Source organism: Ruegeria sp. B11, from assembly GCF_056539785.1.
In genome coordinates, this window is the sequence record NZ_JBQFVO010000002.1 from 69,610 (window position 1) to 85,040 (window position 15,431).

Here is a 15,431-nt window from a genome sequence, read left to right on the forward strand (position 1 = left end):
AGGGCGGCGCTCGATCTTCGAGGCCGCCCTTACGAGTCCGTATATTGATTTCAGATTAATCCAGCATGCACCATTGCTGCTTCGATCGCAGCTTTGGTGCTGTCTTCCAGCTCTGTCAAAGGCGAGCGCACTTCGGTGCTGCACAGGCCAAGTTTGCTGAGCGCGTATTTTGCGCCGACCAGACCGGGCTCGATGAAGATCGCTTCGTGCAGGGGCATCAGGCGGTCCTGATACTCAAGCGCCATTTTGTAGTCGCCATTCAGCGTTGCCTGCTGGAATTCAGCACAGAGCTTCGGAGCCACGTTTGCGGTGACCGAGATGCAGCCCACTCCGCCATGAGCATTGAAGCCCAGTGCAGTCGCGTCTTCCCCGGACAGCTGGCAGAAATCCGCACCACAGCTTGCACGCTGCTGGCTGACGCGCGCCAGATCTCCGGTCGCGTCCTTGACCCCGATGATGCGCGGCAGTTTCGCCAGCTCACCCATCGTTGCAGGAGTCATGTCGATGACCGAACGACCTGGGATATTGTAGATGATGATCGGGATATCGGCGCTGTCATGCAGAGTTTGGAAATGCGCCAGCAGCCCCTTCTGGGTCGGCTTGTTGTAATAGGGGGTTACGACCAGCGCCGCATCCGCACCGATTTTTTGCGCAAACTGAACAAACCGAATTGCCTCGACAGTATTGTTAGAGCCCGCGCCTGCGATGACAGGCACGCGACCTGCTGCAGCCTTCACCACTTCGGCGATAACCGTTTCATGTTCTTCATGGCTGAGGGTCGGGCTTTCGCCGGTCGTACCAACCGGAACCAGACCGGTCGAACCTTGCTGTATTTGCCATTCCACCAGGTGTTTGAGCGTTTCCAGGTCCAACGCGCCGTTGCTGAACGGGGTGACCAGGGCTGGCATTGAGCCTTTAAACATGGAACGCTCCTTAGGTGTTTTTTGCGCACCGGTCTGTCACGATTAAGGGTTTGTGAGTTGATCCCGGCGGCGCAAGGTTTATCCTGCATGGCTGTATCCTTGGTTTGTTGGGGAATGCAAGGGATGAGACGTATTCTGTCGCTTGGAATAGCGATGATTCTGGCGCTGATGCTACAGCCGCATGCCACTCGGGCGGATGCGACGCAGGATTTGCGCGCGGGGCTCTATGAGATGCGCAAGGGCGATTGGAATGCCGCGCTGCGCGTTGCAGGCCAGCGTGGATCGGTGGCGCGTGACATTATTGTCTGGCATTGGCTACGCGAAGGTTTTGGCAGCTCAGGCGATGTGCTGGTGTTTCTTGAGCGGCGCCCGGATTGGCCCGGTTTGGCCTGGCTGCGCCGTAAAAGCGAGCCATCATTCACCGGGGCCGATCCGAATCGAGTTCTGAAATTCTACGAAGGGATGCCTCCGCAAACAGCAGAAGGTGCTTTGAATTATGCCGTGGCTTTGAAAAGCCAAGGCCGCAATGGTGAAGCAGAAGCCGACGTCGTAACCGCTTGGCGGACCATGCCGATGGGGTCGGGCCTGCAAAAGGATTATCTTGAGAACTTCGGGAAACTTCTGAGACCACATCACGAGGCCAGGTTGGATCGGATGTTGTGGGATGGGCATCTGGTCAGCGCCGGGCGGATGCTGCCCCTGGTCAACTCTGATCAGCGCAAACTGGCCGAGGCGCGCATTGCCCTGCAAAAGCGCGAAAACGGAGTGGACGGCAAAGTCGCCGCAGTGCCGGAATCACTGGCCAAAGACCCTGGCCTGGCATTTGATCGTTTCGTGTGGCGGGATCGCAAAGAACTGGACGACAGCGCCATTGATCTGATGTTGGCACGCTCGACCGGACCAAAATCGCTGGGTGAACCCGACAAATGGGCGGAAGGGCGACGCAGACTGGCACGTCTTGAGATGCGCACGGGAGATGCCGAACGCGCCTATGCGATTGCCGCCAATCACCACATGACCCCCGAAATGGGCTATGGCTATGCTGATTTGGAGTGGCTCTCGGGATTTCTGGCGCTGCGCAAGCTGAATGATCCGGCCACGGCGGTGCGGCATTTCCAGAATTTCTCGGAGGCGGTGCAATCGCCGATTTCGAAGGGTCGCGGTGGATATTGGCTGGGCCGCGCCTATGCGGCGCAGGGGGATGCTGACAAGGCGCACGAGGCTTATGCCGAAGGCGCGAACTATCAGACCTCGTTCTACGGGTTGCTGGCGGCGGAACAAATCGGCCGTCCGTTTGACAGCGAATTGGCCAACCCACGCCGCGCGCCGCATTGGAAACAAGCCGCATTCGCTGACTCAAGCGTGTTGGAGGCTGGATTGCTGTTGCAGCGCGCAGGAGAGGGAAACCTTTCAGAACGGTTTCTTACCCATTTGGTGGAAGGTCTCGATCAAACCCAGGCCGCTCAGCTGGGTGACCTGGTGATCGAACTGAACGAACCGCATCTGGCCGTCATGATCGCCAAGCGCGCGGCAACAACCGGTGTTGTTTTGCCTGCCGCTTATTACCCAGTGCACCCGGTCGCAGATATGGGACTTCCCATGGCGAAGGAAATGACGCTTGCAATTGCCCGACGCGAAAGTGAGTTCGATCCGGTAGTCATCAGTGGCGCAGGCGCGCGCGGTTTGATGCAGGTCATGCCCGCTACCGCCAAACTTGTGGCTCAGGATTTGGGTATTCTGGGTGGCCATAAAACCGCGCGCCTAACCTCGGACTGGCAATATAACGCAAAGCTGGGGGCGAATTATCTTGCAACGCTTGCAGAGGATTTCAACGGCAATGTCGTGATGATGGCCGCTGGATATAACGCGGGGCCAAGACGGCCGATTTCGTGGATGGAACGCTATGGCGACCCGCGCCGGGGCCAGGTGGATGTGATCGACTGGATCGAGACCATTCCTTTCAAGGAGACGCGCAACTATGTCATGCGTGTCGCCGAAAGCCTGCCGGTCTATCGCGCTCGGCTTGGGCAGCCAGCTTTACCAGTGCCATTCTCAAAGGAACTAACCGGTTCGACCCTTTCGTCGTTCGCGCCATAAGGTGAACAGGCCCGCAGCGATCACCAAAGCTGCGCCCAAAACAACCTCGGGGCGCAGCGTCTCGTGGAAGATCGTGATGCCCAGAATTGCGCTCCACATCAGATGGAAATAGGCAAAGGGTTGCACGGCGCTGGCCTCGGCCATTTCGTAGCACTTAATCAATAGCCAGTGTCCCAGAGCGCCTGCGATGCAAAGCAACCCCATCCAAAACCAATCGCTGCTGGCCATGGGTTCCCAAAACCAGACACCAACAGCAGTCATTGCGACTGCACCAGCCACCCCAGTCCAGAAAAAACTGGTCGCAGTACTGTCCCGCCGAGCCGCATACCGTGTCAGCAGGCCATAAATCGCGAACATAAACGCCGAGATCAGCGGGATCACAGCCCAAGGGTTGAACACACCGGCACCGGGCTGCAGGATGATCAACACCCCGATGCAGCCGACCCCGATGGCAGCCCAGCGACGCCAGCCGACTTTCTCACCCAGAACCGGGCCGCTGAGGGCAGCGATCAGCAGCGGATAGCTGATGAAAACGGCCTGGCTTTCAATCAAGCCCAGAATGGTAAAGCTGAAAACGGCGACACAAATTTCTGCGGCCAGTAACACACCCCGGAATATCTGGAGTCCCAACTGGCTGGTTTGCGCCGCCGCCCGCAAACCTCCGCTAGATCTCGCAGCCAGAGCAATCACGAATGCGGCAAAGAACCAGTACCGGATCATCACCACCATATACGTATTGTAGGTACCGGCCAGATGGCGCGAAATCCCATCCTGCAAAGCAAACACGATCGTCGCGCTGACCATAAGCGCTATACCGGCGTTGACGTTGTTCTTCTGGTTCATTGCTTCACCGCCCGGGTCATGTGCCGTTTACGGCCAAAGCCGGGGCTGCGGGTAACATCAAAACCTGCGTCGGATAGGCCCCGACGCACGAAACCCGCGGCAGTATAGGTTGCCGCTGTACCGCCTTGAATCGTGTGCTCCGCCACCTGCTGCATCAGGTCAGCCTCCCACAGCTCGGGGTTTTTTGCGGGTGAGAAGCCATCCAGAAACCACGCATCTGCCTCACCTGCCCATGTGGGCAAGGTCTGGCGCGCGTCTCCGACCATGACCTCAAGATGCAACGTGTCCAGCACGCATTTCTGCCCATTCCATGTTTTCAGAAAGCGATCGGCCCACGGTGCCACCTCGGGAAAGGCCGCCAAAGCACGCGCCATATCGTCAGGCGCCATCGGATAGGCCTCGAAACTGGTGAACCGTAAAGGTGTAGTCTGCCCTGCTGCTTCCCACGCCGACCACGCGGTCAACAGATTCAGCCCTGTGCCAAAGCCCAGTTCAGCGATGTGAAACCCCGGTACAAAGCGCGATGGCAGATCGTTGCCTGCCAGAAACACATGACGCGTTTCCTCTAACCCGTTCTGCAACGAGTAATAGGGGTCATCGAACCGATCCGAGACCGGGATCTGGTCTTCCGTCCAAGTAAGTTCGGCACGCTGGTCTGCCATCGGGGAATCCTGTAGCTAAGCGGCGCGACACTGAACAACGAAAAGGGGATTGGCAATGGTCGATGTGACGGTGCGGGGCGCAGGAATATTTGGCCTCTCCATCGCTTGGACCTGCGCACGGCGCGGCGCGAAGGTTCAGATCGTCGACCCATTTGGTCCGGGCGCGGGGTCCAGTGGAGGGCTTGTTGGCGCGCTGGCCCCACATGTGCCCGAAAACTGGAACACCAAAAAGGCGTTCCAGTTTGAAAGTTTAATCATGGCTGAACCGTTCTGGAAACAGGTCGAGGCCACCGGTGGTGTGTCGCCCGGCTACGCACGTCTTGGGCGTCTGCAACCCATACCAGACGCACGCGGTTTGGAGCTGGCCCAAGCGCGTGAACAAACAGCTGCAACACTCTGGCAGGGTCAGGCTGATTGGCGCGTCCGGCTGGTAGATCAGATTGGTGCCTGGTGCCCACCCAGCCCGACGGGATATGTCGTCCACGATACGCTAAGCGCGCGCATGCACCCAAGGCGTGCCTGCGTGGCGCTGGTGGCCGCGCTTGCCGTAATGGGAGTAGAAGTTACCGCCGAAGCGCCCGACAAGGGACAAGTCGTACACGCCACTGGACTTGCGGGTCTGCAAGAGCTCAGCAAGGCGTTTGGCAAGACAATCGGTAACGGCGTGAAAGGACAGGCGGCGTTGCTGCGATTTGATGCGGGTGACGTACCACAGTTGTTTGCCGATGCCGTTCACATCGTGCCTCATGCCGATGGTACGCTGGCCATTGGCTCGACATCAGAACGCGAATACGACGATCCGACTAGCACAGATGCCGCTCTGGACGATGTACTGGACCGCGCCATGCGTGCCGTGCCGGTCCTGCACGGGGCGGAAGTAATCGAACGCTGGGCCGGTGTCCGCCCCCGCAGCAAAAGCCGCGCGCCGATGCTGGGCGCGCATCCCCTGCACAAAGGGCAGTTTATCGCCAATGGGGGATTCAAGATCGGTTTTGGTATGGCACCGAAGGTGGCCGAGGTCATGGCCGACTTGATGCTGGAAGGACGCGATAGAATCCCGCAGGATTTTCTGCCCGAAGCTTCACTCTGATTGCGGTATTGCCTTGGCTGACATGCATTGTCGGCCTCCGGGTCCACGCACCCAAAACTCCTGACCGTTCCGACACAGGGTCGCCGTTTCGAAATGCATCAGCGGCGACGATGCGCGAAACGTAAACTCCGCCAGAGGCCCCATCAGATCGGTTGCGAACAACATGAGGAATTGGGCCAGCAGAGGCCCATGGACAACCAGCCCGGCATAGCCTTCCACGTCGCGTGCATAGTCAAGATCGTAATGGATCCGGTGTCCGTTAAACGTCAGCGCCGAATAGCGGAACAACAGGGTTGTATCAAATTCAACAATGCGGTGATCCAACTCATCCGTTCGAGCCATCGGAACTTTTGGAGCCGGTGCGTCTGATGAGGGATCTTCACGATAAACCAGATCCTGCCATTCGGTCACGCTCAGCGCGCCCTTTTGCCAAATCTCGTGACGCAGTGTGACAAATGCCAACGGTCCGCTACGTCCTGTCTTTGCCACGGCGCTTTCTCTGACCGTCCGACGCTCGGCTGCGACCCCTGCCACAAAGGGCTGATGAAACTGCAGTCGCCCACCTGCCCACATGCGCCTTGGTAGTCCCATATCGGGGATCAGACCTTGGCCTACCCGAGGATGTCCATCACGCCCCAGATTGCTCGGCACATGCGGCGACCAGAAATAGAGCTGATGAAAGAAGGGAGGTAGTACTGAGCCTGCCTCAATCGTCGGTTCCTGCCCCAATGCTACCTGCAGTGCAGCCGCTCGGGCAGGATCTACGACATCGGCCTGAGTCTCTATCTGGTCTTGATCCTTCATCCGCATAACCTAGAAGTTGCGGTGCAGACCGGCAAGCAAAGGGTATTAAAACCCGGCCTCTGCCCGCAGCTTCTGCATCAGGTTATGCAGCGTATGCTCGTAGCGGTCGTTAGACAGCCGCCCGCCTGCATCAAATTCATTCGAGCTGTCCGCCAAGTGAAGCTCGGGACCTTGCAGAATGCGTGGCTGAAAGGGGACCATGAAGGACCGCAAGATCATTTGCGCCCGCTCCCCCCCGGCCCGGCCCGCAGCCGCAGACATGACGGCGAGCGGTTTATCCATCCATGGCTTGCCTTTCGTCCGGCTGACCCAGTCCAGCGCGTTTTTTAGAACACCCGACGGCCCTTTGTTGTATTCCGGCGTTGATATGATCACCGCGTGGGCCTGGGCAATCTGATCGGCCAAAACCTGCACGGTTTCAGGTATGCCTTCGCCAACTTCGAGATCGCCGTCATAAAGCGGCAGATTGAGATCAGCCTCAATGAACGTGCCGGGTTCGAACAGGCGTGCAGCTTCGCGCAGCAATTTACGGTTGGTCGCATCCTGCCGTAGCGAGCCGGAAAGGCCAAGAAGGATCGGTTGGGACATGGGGAAACTCCGCTTTGGTGTTTCCCCTTAGTTATCCCGAGACACCATCGAACCAAAGGCCCGATGACGCGCAGTCATTGTGCGCGAGACGCGTGATCAGGTGTTGTCGCTGGGAACCACCACAATCTCGACCCGTCGGTTCTGGGCTTTCCCCTCAGGTGTCAGGTTCGATGCGATCGGGTTGTTTTCACCTTGCCCGATAGTAGTGATACGGGCGTAGCTGACACCATTGGCCTGCAGAATATCAGCCACCGCATTGGCGCGGCGTTCAGACAGTCCGAGGTTGTAGGACGCCTCTCCGTCACTGTCAGTATGACCGATAATCTGGACATTCGAATTCGGGTAGTTAACCAAATTCTGCCCCACCTTCACCAAATCGGCACGCAAGGCCGGGCGCACGGTGGAACTGTCGGTGTCAAAGGTGATGTCATTCGGAACCGTGACGATCAGGCGATCACCCGCGTTGACGATCGTGATGCCGTCATTTGCCAACTGCTGCCGCAGCTCTGCCGCCTGCCGGTCAAGTTGGTTGCCGATCACGCCACCGCCTGCAGCACCGATGGCCCCACCGGCCAACGCCCCCAACAGTGGGTCAGAGTCATTGGCAATTGCGCCCACACCAGCGCCGATCAGACCACCCAGCAACGCGCCTTGCTTGGCATTCTGGTTGGGATCGTTCTGCACGCTGAGGGTGCCCGGGTCGGTACACGCCCCCAAAAACAGGGCTGAACACAGTCCAACCGTCAGTACACATTTGGAAATCGTCATTGAATCACCTTCTGCTCACGTACCCGTTCACCGGGTTTGTTTCGTTACGCTTAGTATAACACAGTGAGAACAATGGGCCTCAAGCAACAATTAAGTGAAATAGGCGAATACCCGCCATTCAGGCCACCCCTGCGGAGTTATCCCAGGTGTTCTGCTCTTGCCAGATTGCACGCAGTAGTTCCCCTTGCCCGCAGAAATGATCCTCGGTCAGTTCGCATGCCCAGATCCGATCTGTGCGGAAATGGCGAAACCCGTTTCGCAGCTCGCACCACGCGGCCAGCATAGTGCATTCTATGTGGTAGATCAGGGCGACGGGCCGCACCGTGCGTTCGGTACGTTCGCCTTCCGAATTCACGTAGGTGATGCGTATTTTGCGTTCAGCCCGGATCGCTTCGCGGTAGTTTACGACCGGCACACAGCCCTTTTCCGGATCATCCATCGGCGCGCCCCAAGGCGCAACCTGAAGCCAGTCAGCTGGCGCGCGCAGGGCTTCGATCTTACGACACACCCGGTCAGCGGCCTGTTGCAGGGTACTGTCACCAGTGCGGGCCAGCATCGACAGGCCCACCCACAGAGCCTCAACCTCTTCCGCATCGAAATTCAATGGCGGCAGATCATAGCCGCGCCGCATCAAGTAGCCAACACCCGCTTCGCCTTCGATTGGCGTACGCTGGGCCTGCAACGCGGCAATATCGCGGTAGACGGTGCGCACCGAAACCTCGAGCTTGGCGGCCAACGCATCGGCCGTCACGGGCGCTTCAGCAGCACGCAAGATCTGAATGATTTCGAACAGACGTGTCGATCGGCGCATCCGGGTCTCCTAAAGATCTGCTGACAACTTAGCACACCCCCCTGACAAGGTGGTGTCAGGAGTGTTGGGCGAAGATTGGGCAATTGCAATTCAGGAGAGTGACCATGCCCTACCTCGACAATCACGTCATGATGACCTTGAAACTGGATCGCTGGTCCCAAGATCACGTTTTGCGCGGATTCGAAATCGAACGTGAAATTGCTGCCGCACGGGAAAGCCAAGTTATACGCCCGGTCAAACGCACCAGGCGGTTTTCGCTCGGAAACCTGAAGATGCTTTGGACCAGTAACGCTTAGAATCAGAACTCGGCTGGCGCGCGAAATTTCATCGACACCCCGCCTTCGGGATTTTTGAGGCGCAGTTCTTCCGAATGAAGCATCAACCGCGGGAAGTCGCGCGCCACGCCATCGGCATAAAACGGATCACCCAAGATAGGATGCCCCAGCGCCTGCATATGAACCCGCAACTGATGCGATCGTCCGGTCTTGGGAGACAGGCGAACACGCGTTGTCTCGCCCTCGTATTTAACCACGCGCCAATCCGTAACAGCAGGCTTGCCGGTGTCGTGACAGACCATCTGACGGGGGCGATTGGGCCAATCGACGATCAGCGGCAGATCAACCGTTCCCGTTTTTGGTTCTACCCGCCCCCATACGCGCGCGACATAAGTTTTGCGGGTCTGGCGATTTTCGAACTGTAGCCCCAGATGCCGCTGGGCATGCGGCGTCTGTGCAAACACCATTACACCGGATGTATCCCGATCCAACCGATGCACCAGCAGCGCTTGTGGAAACGCAACTTGTACGCGGGTCAGCAGGCAATCAGCAAGATGCGCGCCCCGCCCCGGCACGGACAACAAACCCGCCGGCTTGTTCACCACGATCAATTGCGTGTCTTCAAACAGCACATCCAGAGGGGAGTTTGGGGGATCATAGGTTTCGCTCATGCGCGCTTGCCTATCTCAGGCGGCCCCCTCCCGCAACGTCGTCCTTGCGTGAGTGAAAAGGTTCAGCAACTCTTTGGTCAACAAGAGGGAAGACGGTATGCACCCGACGATCAAACGAATGCAGGAAGTGGTGGCCAAAGGCGATGAAGGCCTGATCCAAGAGTTGCTGGCCGAACATGTGCGGTTTTCACCACCCACTTACTACAGCACCTGGACCGGGCGTGAACCTGTTGCAGCGGTTCTGGGTCATGTGGGTCAGGTGTTTTCCGAATTTCAGTATCGCCGGATCATGGGCGACGGCGACGATTGGGCATTGGAGTTTCAATGCAAAGTCGGTGCCTTGGACGCCGTGGGTGTAGACTTGATCACGCTGAACGCAGACGGACTTATTCAGGAATTTGAGGTCGTCATGCGTCCTTACAAGACCGTCGGAGCCTTGCGCGAAGCCATGATGGCACGAGTCATGAAAGATGCGCGCTTTCTAAAGTTCAAAGATGCGCTGAGCTAACGGTTCCTTTGCCTGTTGCCGCCGATCAGATTCTCAGAATTCCGCTTTTGCCTATTCTGGCAATTCAGGGGTTCGCGGTAAGGCGCAATGCGCAATTTCTGCCAGAACCGACTGGTCCCCGCCAAGGGTGTGCAGGGCACGGGCCCAGACTGCGCTTGTTGATCACCGGGGACAGCTCGGCCGCTGGCGTTGGGGCGGGCACACAAGGCCAGGCGCTATCCGGGCAACTGGTCGGCCAATTGGCAAAGCGTTATACCGTGGAATGGCGGCTTGAGGCGGCCACCGGGCATACCACTCAAAACACAATTGAGCAGCTGCAAGGGCTTTCCGAACAGTTTGATGTAGCCATAACGGCGCTGGGTGTGAACGACGTGACTCGAGCGAGAAGTAGACAGAGCTTTGAGGACCACCAAGCACGCCTATTGGACCTTCTGACCGGGCCGATGAAAGCCAGGCGGGTGATCGTGTCTGCGGTTCCTCAGATGGCGCGTTTTCCCGCTCTGCCTCAGCCGCTCGCCTGGTTTTTGGGGCAACAGGCTGCAAGGCTGGATCACGGCTTGCAGACGGTGGCTGCAGCATATCCGCAAGTTTCACATCTGGCGCTGAACCTGCCCGATGACCCGGCGCTCGCCGCGCCGGACGGATATCATCCAAGCCCCAAGGCCTATGCAATCTGGGCGGAACAGCTTGCCCAGCTCATTCGCTAGGCCTGAGACCGTATTTGCCGGATCATCGGGATCGAATATACAATCAACCCGGCCCAGATCAGGGGGAACGCGATCAATCTTGCCTGATCAATACGCTCTCCGAACAACGTGATCGCGGTGATAAAAATCATCGTGGGCGCGATGTACTGCAGGATGCCCATCGTCGACAGACGCACCAGTTTGGCCCCATTGGCATAAAGCAGCAACGGAATTGCAGTCACCAGCCCCGCGCCTGCAAGCAGCGCAGTGTCTGACACGGCTGCTCCAAAATGCCCGGCACCACTTGTTCCAAGCCAGGTGACGTAGGCCAGGGCGGGTATCAGTAGAATCAGGACTTCCAACAAAAACCCTTGGTTGGGCCCAATTGGGAGTGAGCGCTTGAAGAACGCATAAAACCCCCAGCTGAACATTAAGCCCAAAGCCGCCCAGGGTAAGCTTCCCGCCTGAAACACCAGTACCAACACCCCCAAAGCGGCCAACCCGACCGCAACCAACTGTGTTCGGTTCAGAGGTTCACGCAGCAATATCGCACCCAACGCAATGCTGAACAAAGGGTTGATGTAATAGCCCAAAGCCGCGTCCAGCGCATGCCCCGATGAAATCGCCCAGACATAAATCGCCCAGTTCACCGAGATCAGCGCCGCTGTAATTGCCGCCATACCCAACATTTTGGGATTGCGAAGTGCAGTTTTCAGATCGCCGGTCCGCCCGAGCGCTATCAGCAGCAGCCCGGCCACCGGCACCGACCAGATCACCCGATGCGCAACTACCTCGATCGGGCCGATATGCTCCATTGCTTTCATGTAAAGTGGCAGGAAGCCCCAAAGCACATAGGCCATCACAGCCAACGCCAGCCCTTTGGGCGTATCGGTATTGTTTGGTGGTACGCGGGTGTCTGCCACAGAGAGTCTCCGACTGATACCGTGTTTCTCTACGGCAAATCAGATGGGCTTGGGAACTATCAAAACTGTGAAGCAGGGCATCAAAGTTTCTGATAGGTCGCGCGTTCTGCAGCCAACCTATATGCGAAGCGCTGTCTCACGCTCATGGATATTGTTGGCCAGATGAGCAGGTGATCCCTTATTCATCTGGCCACAAATACTCTCGCGAGCGTCGCCCGGTACGGACGGTGGGGCAGAGCCTACCACTGTCGATGTTTTCTAGACTTTGACCCGCTCGGATTTCGCATCATACATCGGTTTCAACGACGCCTCTGCCTGGACTTTCACACCACAGACATCGATCTCATAGGTCGAGGCCAGCACGTCTGCAGGCTTTTCGCCCTCGCAGGGCACATAGCCCAGACCAATGGCACCACCCAGCGTGTGACCATAATTGCCCGAGCTAAGGTAACCTACATATTCACCATCGCGCACGATTGGTTCGTTGTGGAACAACAGTGGTTCGGGATCAGTCAGTCTAAACTGGACAAGCCGGTTCTTGGGCCCGCTTTCCTTGCGGGCCATCACCGCCTCACGACCGATGAAATCGCTGCCTTTGTCCACTTTGACGGCAAATCCCAATCCCGCGTCGACCACGTGATCCTCGCAGGTGATGTCATGACCGAAATGGCGAAAACCCTTCTCGATCCGGCAACTGTCCATCATGTGCATGCCGCAGAGTTTCAGGCCCATATCTTGTCCGGCTTCGTGCAACGCCTCAAAAACATGACCTGCCATGTCGGACGACACATAGATCTCCCACCCTAGCTCACCCACATAGGTCACCCTGTGGGCGCGAGCGAGACCCATACCGATCTCAATCTGTTGCGCCGTGCCAAAGGGGTTAGTCCTGTTCGAGAAATCAGCGGGCGAAACCTTTTCAAGCAATGCACGTGCGTTCGGCCCCATGACGGCCAAAACGCCCTCGCCAGCGGTGACATCGGTGATAACCACATTGAAGCCGCCTGCATGACGCATCATCCAGGTCTGATCCGCCAATCGGGTCGCCGCGGGGGTGACGACCAGGTAGGCGGTCTCAGTCAACCGTGTGACCGTGACATCTGCTTCGATCCCACCGCTACGGTTTAGGAATTGGGTGTAGACGATCTTGCCATTGGGCACTGAATAATCGCCGCCGCCGATATAGTTCATGAATTTCTCGGCATCCGGCCCTTCGACGCGGATTTTGCCGAAGGACGACATGTCATACATGCCTACATTTTCGCGCACGGCTCGGTGTTCGGCAGCCGAATTCTCGAACCAGTTCTGCCGTTTCCAGCTGTATTGATATTCTCTTTCCTGCCCTTCGTTGGCAAACCAATTGGCGCGCTCCCACCCAGCCAATTCGCCCATCACGGCACCCTGTTCGATCAGGTGATGGTGAAACGGTGTCCGGCGCACACCGCGCGCGGTGGCCTTTTGGCGATAGGGATAGTGGTCGGCATAAAGCAGGCCGAGCGTCTCTTTCGAACGTTCAAAGAGGTACTGCTTGTTGCCCTGAAACGGCTGCATGCGACTGATGTCAACATCGCCCAGATCGAACGGTTTCTCGCCCGAGTCCATCCACTCGGCCAGTGCCATACCGGCACCACCCGCCGACTGAATACCAATAGAATTGAACCCTGCAGCGACCCAAACGTTATCCATCTCGGGGGCGAGTCCCAAGTGATAGGCATCATCCGGCGTAAAGGACTCGGGGCCGTTAAAGAAGGTGTGAATCCCCGCCTCGGCCAACATCGGCATCCGATTGCAGGCCGCTTCGAGTATTGGTTCAAAGTGATCGAAATCCTCTGGCAACTGGTCGAATTCGAAACTGTCGGGGATGCCGTTCATCGCCCAGGGTTTTGCATTTGGCTCAAACGCGCCCAGCAGGATTTTGCCGGCATCCTCTTTGTAGTAGGCACATTCATCCGGTACGCGCAGCACCGGCAGTTGGGTCAGCCCGTCGATCCCTTCGGTCACGATATAGAAATGTTCGCAGGCGTGAAGCGGCACGTTCACACCTGCCATCTTACCAACCTCGTGGCCCCACATGCCCGCACAGTTCACCACCATGTCGCATTCGATATGGCCCGAGGAACTGCCATCGTCCGCACTCCAGTCCACGCCGGTGACTTTACGACCCTGCTTGACGATGTCTGTGACTTTCACACGTTCTTTGACGACGCCACCGCGCTGACGCGCACCTTTAGCCAAAGCCAGAGCGATATTCGCTGGATCACCCTGCCCGTCCAAAGGCAAATAAACCGCCCCCTTGACCCCTTCGAGGTTGAGATGGGGATACAGCTCTTGCACACGATCATTGCCGATCTCTTCGACCTCAACCCCGAAAGCACGTGCCATGGCGGCCTGACGATAGATCTCTTCCTTGCGCTCTTCAGTCAGCGCCACCGTGATCGATCCGCAACGCTTGAACCCTGTGGCAACGCCAGTTTCTTCCTCAAGTGCGCCATAGAGTTCCTGACTGTACTTGGCCAGCTTGGTCATGTTTGCGGTCGCGCGCAGCTGCGCAATCAGACCTGCAGCATGCCATGTGGTGCCGCTGGTCAGTTGCTTGCGCTCAAGCAACACAACATCGGTCCACCCTTTCTTGGTAAGGTGATACGCGACCGAGCATCCGATGACGCCGCCGCCGATGATGACCACACGGGCCTTGGTGGGAAGATCAACCATCCTGATGTCTCCGCTGTCTCAGGTTCTTTGCAAAATGCCATGAAGGATCGACAAAAAAAGCGTCAAAAACGTCATCTCAATCGCGAAAATCACCTATATTCTGCACGTCTTTTTTGACGTCTCAGAACAAACGGAGTGACGCCAAAGACGCTTTTGTAAACGGATGAGAATCCGTTTGGAAAGCCGCACACCAAGCCGATTTCCCGCACGCTCATCGTTGTGTTCAAAAGCAGGTTGTTGGCTTTGGCCAAGCGCATTTCTCGGTAGAATCCGTTTGGAGTGGTTGCGAAAGTTGCCTTGAACTTGCGCTCAAGCGATCTGTTCGACACGTGTAACATGTCAACGATCTGATTGATCGGTAGCGGTTCTTCAATATTTGCCTGCATCAGCTTGATACACTGATCCAGCTTTGCATCACCCGTGGCTGTATTCATAGCGCCAGAAAACGGCTGCATGGATGAGAAATCGCGAATGTTCTCGTGCAGCATGATATCCGCAACTGTCATCTTGGCGGCACCCGAAATGTGCCGCCCAATCACCGCCAGTGCCACATCCGTCGTTGCCTCCATTCCCGCGCAGGTGACCACCGAACCCTGTTCGGTCGCAATTGAAAGCTTGGCCTCAAACCGCGCGCCACGTTCGCGCAAGAAAGAAGCGTTTTCCCAATGGGTTGCCATATGATCAGCGCCGTTTTCGTCGATGTACCTGCTTGCCGCTTCGGCCAGCAAAAAGACCTGGGCTCCCCGGTACGTATAGTCGGGCACGACGCGACCTAAAGAAAGCTCTGGCTGATCCGGATCCGAGTTTCCGATCACAAACAGATAATCCGCATCGGGCTGCGCAGGTATGGTTTCGGTCGACACCGTCGCGCAACTGCTGCTTTCAACAGGCCCCCCCTTTCGGGACCGGTATGTGAATGTGAACGGAGGATGCGCGCAAACCCGGTTGGCCAGGCGCAACACATCGACCAACGAGGCCAATTCAAGCAACACGAAACCGGGTGCAACCAGAATATCGAAATGCTGCTGATCCCGATCTTTTCGCCGTTCAGGTTTGTTGCGGATCGACAT

Annotated in this window: 16 protein-coding genes; 5 read left to right on the forward strand and 11 right to left on the reverse strand. The window is 57.4% G+C overall.

Features of this window, described 5'->3' with window-relative positions; genetic code table 11:
* Window positions 1–50 precede the first annotated feature (50 nt).
* Window positions 51–923 (reverse strand): 4-hydroxy-tetrahydrodipicolinate synthase, encoded by an 873-nt coding sequence (dapA, locus tag ACR0I1_RS08055; protein ID WP_480705810.1) that lies wholly within the window; start codon window positions 921–923, stop codon window positions 51–53.
* A gap of 123 nt (window positions 924–1,046) precedes the next feature.
* Between dapA and ACR0I1_RS08060 the strand changes: the two genes are divergently transcribed.
* A complete protein-coding gene (locus ACR0I1_RS08060; protein ID WP_170625801.1) occupies window positions 1,047–3,020 on the forward strand; it encodes a lytic transglycosylase domain-containing protein in 1,974 nt (657 codons plus the stop codon).
* On the opposite strand, the gene ACR0I1_RS08065 is transcribed toward ACR0I1_RS08060, so the two are convergent.
* On the reverse strand, window positions 2,985–3,863 hold the full coding sequence (locus ACR0I1_RS08065; RefSeq protein ID WP_480705812.1) for a DMT family transporter: 879 nt from the start codon (window positions 3,861–3,863) through the stop codon (window positions 2,985–2,987). The genes ACR0I1_RS08060 and ACR0I1_RS08065 overlap by 36 nt on opposite strands.
* Window positions 3,860–4,525: a tRNA (5-methylaminomethyl-2-thiouridine)(34)-methyltransferase MnmC2 gene (mnmC2, locus tag ACR0I1_RS08070; protein ID WP_480705814.1), complete on the reverse strand. Its 666-nt coding sequence runs from the start codon at window positions 4,523–4,525 to the stop codon at window positions 3,860–3,862. Before mnmC2 ends, ACR0I1_RS08065 begins: the two co-directional genes overlap by 4 nt.
* A gap of 55 nt (window positions 4,526–4,580) precedes the next feature.
* Here mnmC2 and ACR0I1_RS08075 point away from each other — a divergent pair, with 55 nt between their 5' ends.
* Window positions 4,581–5,615, forward strand: coding sequence for an NAD(P)/FAD-dependent oxidoreductase (locus ACR0I1_RS08075; protein WP_170636368.1), 1,035 nt, complete (start codon window positions 4,581–4,583; stop codon window positions 5,613–5,615).
* On the opposite strand, the gene ACR0I1_RS08080 is transcribed toward ACR0I1_RS08075, so the two are convergent.
* The 4 genes from ACR0I1_RS08080 to ACR0I1_RS08095 all read right to left on the reverse strand — a co-directional run bounded on the left by ACR0I1_RS08080 (window position 5,607) and on the right by ACR0I1_RS08095 (window position 8,586).
* Window positions 5,607–6,419 carry an HTD2 family dehydratase gene (locus tag ACR0I1_RS08080; protein WP_480705816.1) on the reverse strand — a complete coding sequence of 271 codons (813 nt, stop codon included), beginning with the start codon at window positions 6,417–6,419 and terminating at the stop codon, window positions 5,607–5,609. The genes ACR0I1_RS08075 and ACR0I1_RS08080 overlap by 9 nt on opposite strands.
* 45 nt (window positions 6,420–6,464) lie before the next feature.
* A complete protein-coding gene (locus ACR0I1_RS08085; protein ID WP_170425805.1) occupies window positions 6,465–7,007 on the reverse strand; it encodes an NAD(P)H-dependent oxidoreductase in 543 nt (180 codons plus the stop codon).
* Window positions 7,008–7,103: 96 nt separating this feature from the next.
* A complete protein-coding gene (locus ACR0I1_RS08090) occupies window positions 7,104–7,775 on the reverse strand; it encodes a YiaD family glycine zipper/OmpA-like lipoprotein (RefSeq protein WP_480705819.1) in 672 nt (223 codons plus the stop codon).
* Between the two features lie 118 nt (window positions 7,776–7,893).
* Entirely contained in the window at window positions 7,894–8,586 is a 693-nt protein-coding gene (locus tag ACR0I1_RS08095) for a helix-turn-helix transcriptional regulator (protein WP_170508863.1), read from the reverse strand.
* Between the two features lie 104 nt (window positions 8,587–8,690).
* Here ACR0I1_RS08095 and ACR0I1_RS08100 point away from each other — a divergent pair, with 104 nt between their 5' ends.
* Window positions 8,691–8,882, forward strand: coding sequence for a hypothetical protein (locus ACR0I1_RS08100; RefSeq protein WP_480705821.1), 192 nt, complete (start codon window positions 8,691–8,693; stop codon window positions 8,880–8,882).
* A 2-nt stretch (window positions 8,883–8,884) separates the two neighbouring features.
* Here the strand turns inward: ACR0I1_RS08100 and ACR0I1_RS08105 are convergent, their stop codons facing one another.
* Window positions 8,885–9,532: an RluA family pseudouridine synthase gene (locus tag ACR0I1_RS08105; protein WP_480705822.1), complete on the reverse strand. Its 648-nt coding sequence runs from the start codon at window positions 9,530–9,532 to the stop codon at window positions 8,885–8,887.
* A gap of 97 nt (window positions 9,533–9,629) precedes the next feature.
* Between ACR0I1_RS08105 and ACR0I1_RS08110 the strand changes: the two genes are divergently transcribed.
* Together ACR0I1_RS08110 and ACR0I1_RS08115 are read left to right on the forward strand one after the other, a co-directional pair.
* Complete coding sequence (locus ACR0I1_RS08110) at window positions 9,630–10,040, forward strand: nuclear transport factor 2 family protein (protein ID WP_480705824.1); 411 nt, start codon at window positions 9,630–9,632, stop codon at window positions 10,038–10,040.
* Window positions 10,041–10,195: 155 nt separating this feature from the next.
* The gene (locus ACR0I1_RS08115; RefSeq protein WP_480705826.1) at window positions 10,196–10,747 is read left to right on the forward strand and encodes an SGNH/GDSL hydrolase family protein; all 552 of its coding nucleotides are present in this window, start codon (window positions 10,196–10,198) and stop codon (window positions 10,745–10,747) included.
* On the opposite strand, the gene rarD is transcribed toward ACR0I1_RS08115, so the two are convergent.
* The 3 genes from rarD to ACR0I1_RS08130 all read right to left on the reverse strand — a co-directional run bounded on the left by rarD (window position 10,744) and on the right by ACR0I1_RS08130 (window position 15,431).
* Complete coding sequence (gene rarD, locus ACR0I1_RS08120) at window positions 10,744–11,649, reverse strand: EamA family transporter RarD (protein ID WP_170406626.1); 906 nt, start codon at window positions 11,647–11,649, stop codon at window positions 10,744–10,746. The two genes, ACR0I1_RS08115 and rarD, sit on opposite strands and share 4 nt — an antisense overlap.
* Window positions 11,650–11,907: 258 nt before the next feature.
* Complete coding sequence (locus ACR0I1_RS08125) at window positions 11,908–14,361, reverse strand: GcvT family protein (protein ID WP_480705828.1); 2,454 nt, start codon at window positions 14,359–14,361, stop codon at window positions 11,908–11,910.
* An 89-nt stretch (window positions 14,362–14,450) separates the two neighbouring features.
* Complete coding sequence (locus tag ACR0I1_RS08130) at window positions 14,451–15,431, reverse strand: GlxA family transcriptional regulator (protein WP_480705829.1); 981 nt, start codon at window positions 15,429–15,431, stop codon at window positions 14,451–14,453.